General features: G+C 40.6%; 12 protein-coding genes. All 12 read right to left on the bottom strand.

The annotated features are described in order from the left end of the window. Nucleotides 1-55: 55 nt before the first annotated feature. Complete coding sequence (locus tag AC058W_RS17855; protein ID WP_479390461.1) at nucleotides 56-727, bottom strand: hypothetical protein; 672 nt, start codon at nucleotides 725-727, stop codon at nucleotides 56-58. 79 nt (nucleotides 728-806) lie between these two features. Continuing rightward, nucleotides 807-1,274: a hypothetical protein gene (locus AC058W_RS17850; RefSeq protein ID WP_479390460.1), complete on the bottom strand. Its 468-nt coding sequence runs from the start codon at nucleotides 1,272-1,274 to the stop codon at nucleotides 807-809. Between the two features lie 416 nt (nucleotides 1,275-1,690). Continuing rightward, on the bottom strand, nucleotides 1,691-1,978 hold the full coding sequence (locus AC058W_RS17845; protein WP_479390459.1) for a DUF1492 domain-containing protein: 288 nt from the start codon (nucleotides 1,976-1,978) through the stop codon (nucleotides 1,691-1,693). Continuing rightward, a complete protein-coding gene (locus tag AC058W_RS17840) occupies nucleotides 1,914-2,120 on the bottom strand; it encodes a hypothetical protein (RefSeq protein WP_479390458.1) in 207 nt (68 codons plus the stop codon). The genes AC058W_RS17845 and AC058W_RS17840 overlap by 65 nt, the downstream gene beginning before the upstream one ends. A gap of 68 nt (nucleotides 2,121-2,188) precedes the next feature. Further along, nucleotides 2,189-2,368, bottom strand: coding sequence for a hypothetical protein (locus AC058W_RS17835; protein ID WP_479390457.1), 180 nt, complete (start codon nucleotides 2,366-2,368; stop codon nucleotides 2,189-2,191). Continuing rightward, a complete protein-coding gene (locus tag AC058W_RS17830; protein WP_479390456.1) occupies nucleotides 2,368-2,532 on the bottom strand; it encodes a hypothetical protein in 165 nt (54 codons plus the stop codon). The genes AC058W_RS17835 and AC058W_RS17830 overlap by 1 nt, the downstream gene beginning before the upstream one ends. Before the next feature lie 13 nt (nucleotides 2,533-2,545). Next, the gene (locus tag AC058W_RS17825; RefSeq protein WP_154108128.1) at nucleotides 2,546-2,716 is read right to left on the bottom strand and encodes a hypothetical protein; all 171 of its coding nucleotides are present in this window, start codon (nucleotides 2,714-2,716) and stop codon (nucleotides 2,546-2,548) included. Continuing rightward, on the bottom strand, nucleotides 2,717-3,070 hold the full coding sequence (locus AC058W_RS17820; protein WP_479390455.1) for a hypothetical protein: 354 nt from the start codon (nucleotides 3,068-3,070) through the stop codon (nucleotides 2,717-2,719). After that, on the bottom strand, nucleotides 3,067-3,288 hold the full coding sequence (locus AC058W_RS17815) for a hypothetical protein (RefSeq protein WP_479390454.1): 222 nt from the start codon (nucleotides 3,286-3,288) through the stop codon (nucleotides 3,067-3,069). Before AC058W_RS17815 ends, AC058W_RS17820 begins: the two co-directional genes overlap by 4 nt. Nucleotides 3,289-3,291: 3 nt before the next feature. Next, complete coding sequence (locus AC058W_RS17810; protein WP_182364440.1) at nucleotides 3,292-3,465, bottom strand: hypothetical protein; 174 nt, start codon at nucleotides 3,463-3,465, stop codon at nucleotides 3,292-3,294. A 76-nt stretch (nucleotides 3,466-3,541) separates the two neighbouring features. Further along, complete coding sequence (locus tag AC058W_RS17805) at nucleotides 3,542-4,969, bottom strand: hypothetical protein (protein ID WP_479390453.1); 1,428 nt, start codon at nucleotides 4,967-4,969, stop codon at nucleotides 3,542-3,544. Nucleotides 4,970-4,979: 10 nt separating this feature from the next. Next, complete coding sequence (locus AC058W_RS17800) at nucleotides 4,980-6,317, bottom strand: PcfJ domain-containing protein (RefSeq protein WP_479390452.1); 1,338 nt, start codon at nucleotides 6,315-6,317, stop codon at nucleotides 4,980-4,982. Between the last annotated feature and the right edge of the window lie 130 nt (nucleotides 6,318-6,447).

The raw sequence follows: 6,447 nt of genomic DNA, 5'->3' as shown, positions 1-6,447 counted from the left end.
TTTTTTGATTTTTTTAGGCAAAGTTGCAAGCCAATAGTCAAAATCATTTACGAAGTCAGGATTTAGAATTTCCGTAATTTTCAAAAATTGTTTGTAAAACATTTTGTATATCAGCCTCCTCTGCATATTGTGTAGTCTTTACATAACCATAATTTTTATTAGTTCCTAATTGAACTACTAAATAATTATTTTTTGGAAAATAAGTTTCATCTTCTCGTTTATAAATCAGATTAAGTTTTTTACACATCTTACTTTTTACAACAGATTTTTTACTGTCAAAAAAGGCTTCTGTACATTGCAATGGAATACTTTTATCGGACGTTGTATCTATCTTGGTTAATTCAGTTTCATCATCAGCACTTACCTTTATCAAATATGCGGGTCTGTCTTCTTTAAAAATGCTTTCATTGTTTCCATTTATTGATACAAATTTTTCCACAAAAATCCTGGCATCTAAAAGTGCTTTAGGTGTATTTCTTATATCAAGATTAAGATTTGAAAAAATTTGATTTACAAATTCTTTTATAATATCCTCTTGGGAATCAACTTGTTTATTAACTTCCTCTGGCGTAAATGAATATTTTTTGTATATGCTATATAACATTTGCGAATTTACGCTCTTAACATGCTTAGGATTTTCATCGGTTGTTAATCTCAATACCCCAATAATTTCATCTATTATGTCTGCTGCATATGCCATTGTATCCATTTTTTTACCAAATATCATATTGCTATTTTCGTCATATGGATACAACATTGACTTAGATTTGCCCCTACTGATAATAAATCCATTTTCTATATACACTTCAATGAATACTGGAAATACTGTAGTATCTCCTATCGCTCCGTTTTCCCCATACAGCTAATTTAGAAAAAGTAAATTCTATTTTTATTACTTCACCTTTACTATTTGTGACAATATTATACTCAATCATTGTTCTTTTGCCCGTATTAGTATATGTCAATATGTTTTCTTGCGGGCAATCGGGATATCGTTCTTTTATTTTTGCTTCAACTAAATTAGGATTTTTATGCCATTCTTCAAAACCAAATACTTTTTTGTAACAAATTTCTTTGCTTCCTTCTTTGACAACTTTTAAAATCCATTTAATAGTTTCACGTTCTTCCTCTATTCCACGTTCAGAATATTCTTTTATTGCATTAATATAGTCAATTCTATTAACCACAAAATTTAAATTGTGTTTCTTCAAAAAACGTCGCATTATAGGATTTTGCAAATAATCGTCCCTGTTAAGAAAATCTGGTATATTCATATTCTTCCCCCGTAAAAAATATAATCTAGCCAAATAATACTCCTTGATTCGATTTTTTGCAACAAATTATACGCTTAAGTAACATCACATTAACAAATTTATTTATTATATAATAAATCCCTCGTTCTTTAATGTCTATATCGGAAAACTTAACAAAAAAGAACCTCGTAATTTTTACGAAGTTCTTTTTGAAAATTATATTCTTTGGGAAAAAATACTTATAATCTCCTTTTGGAGAAATCAGAACACCAGGATTCTCGAACCTGCGGCTCCATGGCTCACGCTCACTCCCTCTCGGTGAGATGTTCTGGTGATCTGCCAGGTGGGTACTGGCAGGTCATTTAAGGGAAGGAGAACTCTGGACAACTTTTCCAACTGAGTTCATTATAATAATATCACAGATGTTGTGTGTCATTCTATGTCATCTTGAAATTTTTGAGTGCGGACGAATGGATCCTATGTGTTTGTTTCCAACTATATCCCATTTTCACAGCCACTTCTTCCCATTTCATTCCAAGTATGTATCTCAGTCTCAACACTTCCTGCTCATCCTCATTCTCCATCTGGCTGATCTGCCTCTCAATCTTCTGGTAACATCTGACCTTTTCCAGGCGTTCCTCTTTCAGAAGTTCTATCTGTTCATCCAGAATAGCTGCATAATCCGACAGTATCTGAATGACTGCTGCCGTGTGGCATACCATCATTGACCACCGACGGAAACATTTTATCCAGTCTCAACCGTTGGATTTCATCCAGAATATCCTGCTCCCTCTTTATTGCCCGCCGGTAAGACTTTAAATATTCTTTCTTCTTCTCGTTATCTTCCTGAATTGCTGTCGTCTCCATCGGTATCGCTCCCCTTTCCTTCTTTTCATGCTTTTAGCCGGGAACTATTATTAGCTCCCGGCCTGTTTTCATAGGTTCCATTCTTTACCGGATTTTATATCCTTCACTCTAGTTATTTCTAATCCCATTCGGCATGCCATAGCTCTAAGTATACAGTAATCTCTGTATGTATGCTGAGGCATTCTGTCTGCTGCCCGGATTGCCTTACTGGCTGTTGGATCCGGATAACCTTCAGCGTTTCTTCCCATTATTTCTTCTCCTTGTAGAATCTACAGCTGTGACATCTCTGTCTGGTTGTTACGAACCTTCCCTTGATCATATTCATGTTAGGGCATGTCGGAAGGACGTATACTGCAAGCTGGCCGATCTGTCCGGTACTGTGTTTACAGGTCTTTGCTCTGTCATCATTCATCTTGTGTGCCTCCTTAGATATATTCTTCGATCAGCCAGCGAAGTGCCTCCAGCATGCTCTTTTTGGTAATGCTGTTATGTGTAGGCATATCAATCACTTCCTGAATTGCTGTGATCTTGTCCTCTACTTCTGTTTCCTCGTTATGGATATCTTTGAATATTGCGGTTGCTTTTCCTATGTTCATTTATTCTTCCTCCAGATAGTTTTCCCCGAACATCTTTGCGAATTCTTCCCTGCTGCCGCACTTTTTTTCAAATGTCCTCTGGCCGATCCGCTGCAAGATGGTTCGGACTTCCTTGTTTCTATGTACGGCAGTCTCTGAAGTCCTGTGGCACTCCGGACAAAGATATACGGTTAAGCCATATTGCTCGGAGTATTTGCGGTTTGCACTGCCATAGATGTGATGGCGTTCCGTATAGCCTGTTTTTCCGCAAATGAAACACTGGCCTTTTATGTCTCTGTCCATAATGCTTTTTGGATGTTTCTTTCGTTTTTTTCTAATGGTTCCTTTTGGGAACAACAATCCTTCCTGATTCATCTGGTGTACCTCTGTAAACGTCTTATTGATCTGTTTCTTTTCCGAATCTCCAAGTTAAAATCTTCTACAGCTTCGGTAGCTTTCAATCTCTTATATTCCGCTAATCCTCCCCATGGTTTGTTAATGGCTGCATGATATCCAGAGTCACCATAAGATATTCCTCTGGGATTGTATCCGGTTATTTTTTTAAACAATTTCTTTTTCTGTCTGAGGTTCATGGCTCAATCCTCCGCTCCAAATGCTTTTCTGATTGCATGCTGATATGCTTTTGCAGCATTGCTTATACTCTTATAAGACCCCCGTAATTTGCATTTTTCTTTATATCCATCGCATTCAGTTCCATATAACCATGTGTTACGGCATATCCCGTCCTGGCTTGCGCAACATTTATACATTGTTTTCTCCTTTCCCCTGCTCCCTCTGACAGGCTCGGGAGCAGGAATAATATCTATGTGAATTTTGAAAGCACCCTTAGTTTTCCCACGGTCTTCCGTTATGGTCTACTTTTTCATTCAGCCATCTTTCCCAGAAAGCAGGATCCAGAAGCATGTTATAGGTTTTATTTGCAAACTGCCGCATAGCTCTTGCTATATACTCAGCTGTTCCATAAGCTGTTAACGTATCTATATACTCTTTTCTGGTCTTAGGCTCCGCTTCCGGCGGCTCGGATCCGAATTGCGCCGGCGCAATTTCCGGTTCTTCCGGCACCATTTCGTTGACCTCACCGAGATGGTCTTCCTGTAATTCTGGTTTTAGGTTGCTTTCTGGCTGTTCTTCCGGTTCTGCAGGTTTTGGCATATATTCTGGATGGTTTTCAATGCTGTCCTGTCCTGGAATCTGTGGTTCCGGCTCTGGAAGTGCTGTTTCTTGACTTTTTTCTATGTTTTCCGGCTGAGATTCTGGTGCTTCAGAATAGGAATCTGCTTTAGGCTTTCCTGATACGGAGTCCTCTTTTTCTGGAACTGCTGTTTTTTGACCTTTTTCATGGTTATCCACAGTTTTTTCCACATTCTCCACCGATTCTGGCTGTTGCGCCGGCGCAATTTCCGGTTCAGGGCGAACATCATGTTTGGGGGTCGGATTTGATACAGGTTTTGGCGTAGGTTTCGGAATCTCTTTTGGTGTTGGGTCGTGAGTTTCCTCTGGGATCCCGAAATAATTCTCATATGTTTTCGCTCCTGCTGCCGCTTCCGCAAATATCTCCTGTGTATATGTAAAAAACTGGTCCCATGAGATATTCCTCATCTCTCCATTGAATATCTTGACTGTGATATCTTCCTGATGGAACATTAAGAAGACCGTTCCTTTTCGATAACTCATGCTGTCACCAGGGTTGACGATCTGTGCCATTTCCTTGATGTTTCCGGACTGGTATGCCTCACTGCTGTACAGGGCATTGAGGATTCCTGTCTTTTCCCGGAAGAATTCCTGGATCGTGGCGTGGAGCTTGTCCTCTGTACTCTGTGCAGATTTCCAATCTAAGAGATTCATCGGATTACTTTCATTTTCTTTGTTGAAGTCTTTTAATTCGCGGATGTCCTCTCTTTTATCCTCCGGATGAAAGATCTGCTGGTCTTCTTCCGGAAGCTGGAGCATTTCTACCAGGTTATTGAATTTGAATTCCCTGTACTGTTCCTGAAGTTCCGGTGTATCTCCAGGAAGGGAATATCTTTCATAGACGTTCATAAAGCGGCTGACTCCTGATGGATTCATGCCATATTCTGCTTTGGCAAATTCTGCAATGGTGTTGTATCCATCGTGTTTATAGGCTCCTGACTTATCTATGCGGGTCAGCTGCCAGCCGATCCGCACGAAGCTCTTTACAATTCCGCCTAACTCCTGTTTGATCTCATTTTTGCTCTGGATGTAATCATCCATGCTTAACTGCATATATTCCATAGTGTTCTCCTTATGCTATGCCTGCTGCCGGTACCTGAATCTTTATCTTCTTTTTTCGGATGCTCCGTTTGTACCGGTTCAGGACATCATTGATGGTCTCTTTATCCAGCTGCCGGTCATATTCTGAATAGAACTGGATGATATGGTCGTCCTTCAGGCTGATCTCTATGGTGTAGTAGGGCTTTTTCAGTTCTGATTTTTTTCGCAGGAACAGGATCCAGCTGACGCCATCTGCCATCTTTCTCATGTAGGTGTCACTGCTTCCCACACAATGATGAAGAGTTCTTCCTTCATCCATCAGTTCTTTACAAGTCCCTGCCGGTATGATCATGTATTCCCGGTCTTCCCAGAAGTAATCTTTCATGTCCGGAAGCCTTTCTTTTATCCGGTCATCCAGTTTCTTATATCCTTCCAGCCGTTTATCATCCTTTCTCTGATTTCTCACTTCTACCAGCTGATCGTGCCTAGCCTTTAAATCCTTTGGAAATCTCACAATATCGTCAGTGGTATCGTATCCCTCTTCTCTTGCCATACGCAGGTAGTCTCTCCATATGATCGTGAATTTACTTGGAGCTATTTTCTGTTTCTTCAGATAGTTGACCATCCGGTTTACGCTTTCAAGTTCATTAAGGATGTCCTGGCAGTCACTTATTTTTAAATTCTTTCCGGCAATCCATTCCAGACTTTCCTGTGTGATCCGGATGTCATTGTTCTGTTCATATTGGAGCCATCCCAGGATGGCAGCTCCACCGTTTATCGTTTTCAGCCTGTTTAAATGGTTTCCGTCCAGCATCAGTGTCTCCCTGAGATTCCTTCCGTTTCTGTTGATCTCTGCCCAGTGATCATTTACGATATCTGCTGCCAGTCTTGTCAGACCGGATTTTGCCAGATATTCCAGATAAGGGTTGTTGTGGAAGGATATGATATAGACGTTTACGTTGAATTTCATGCCTGCATTTGCAAGGATATCCATTCCGCTGTGTTCCAGTCTTCCGGCTTTTAACACTTCCGGAAGATTTCCGGGATACAGGTATGACGGAACGAATCTCTTTCCATGTGGTTTGTCCCAGAATTCCTGCGAAAATTCATCTGCTTCCGGAATTGTGCCGTACCAGACATTTCCCCAGGTTTCCCCTAGCGGTATGATGGCTCTGATCTTCTCGAACAGTTCTATGTCTTTCTTCCCTGCTGTCCATCTGCAGACTGCCTGGAACTGACGCTCCACCCACTTTTTACCATATTGCTGCAGGATAGTTACCATGCCTTTGGCTGTCTTTTCCTCCTGCCTGCTGTTTGTCGTTACCGGTGTCTTGCATTTCGGGCATATGATTTTTCTCCATGCTTCCATCCGTTTTTTCTCCAGCCGACATAACCGCAGGCGGTACAGCTGAATGCAGTCCGGTTCTCTTCTTTCTTAAAAAACAGGATGTTCCCCGGAAATAGTTTATCTTCTACCCACTTCTCTGCTTTCTCCGGCA

Source organism: Blautia sp. CGZ-1-C1 (genome assembly GCF_056504575.1).
This window is presented reverse-complemented; position numbering and strand designations above follow the sequence as displayed.

Bases quoted from the DNA above. Each gene is read 5' to 3' on its own strand.
- AC058W_RS17855 (WP_479390461.1), bottom strand. From the start codon at position 727: ATGATATTTGGTAAAAAAATGGATACAATGGCATATGCAGCAGACATA.
- AC058W_RS17850 (WP_479390460.1), bottom strand. From the start codon at position 1,274: ATGAATATACCAGATTTTCTTAACAGGGACGATTATTTGCAAAATCCT.
- AC058W_RS17845 (WP_479390459.1), bottom strand. From the start codon at position 1,978: ATGATGGTATGCCACACGGCAGCAGTCATTCAGATACTGTCGGATTAT.
- AC058W_RS17840 (WP_479390458.1), bottom strand. From the start codon at position 2,120: ATGGAGACGACAGCAATTCAGGAAGATAACGAGAAGAAGAAAGAATAT.
- AC058W_RS17835 (WP_479390457.1), bottom strand. From the start codon at position 2,368: ATGGGAAGAAACGCTGAAGGTTATCCGGATCCAACAGCCAGTAAGGCA.
- AC058W_RS17830 (WP_479390456.1), bottom strand. From the start codon at position 2,532: ATGAATGATGACAGAGCAAAGACCTGTAAACACAGTACCGGACAGATC.
- AC058W_RS17825 (WP_154108128.1), bottom strand. From the start codon at position 2,716: ATGAACATAGGAAAAGCAACCGCAATATTCAAAGATATCCATAACGAG.
- AC058W_RS17820 (WP_479390455.1), bottom strand. From the start codon at position 3,070: ATGAATCAGGAAGGATTGTTGTTCCCAAAAGGAACCATTAGAAAAAAA.
- AC058W_RS17815 (WP_479390454.1), bottom strand. From the start codon at position 3,288: ATGAACCTCAGACAGAAAAAGAAATTGTTTAAAAAAATAACCGGATAC.
- AC058W_RS17810 (WP_182364440.1), bottom strand. From the start codon at position 3,465: ATGTATAAATGTTGCGCAAGCCAGGACGGGATATGCCGTAACACATGG.
- AC058W_RS17805 (WP_479390453.1), bottom strand. From the start codon at position 4,969: ATGGAATATATGCAGTTAAGCATGGATGATTACATCCAGAGCAAAAAT.
- AC058W_RS17800 (WP_479390452.1), bottom strand. From the start codon at position 6,317: ATGGAAGCATGGAGAAAAATCATATGCCCGAAATGCAAGACACCGGTA.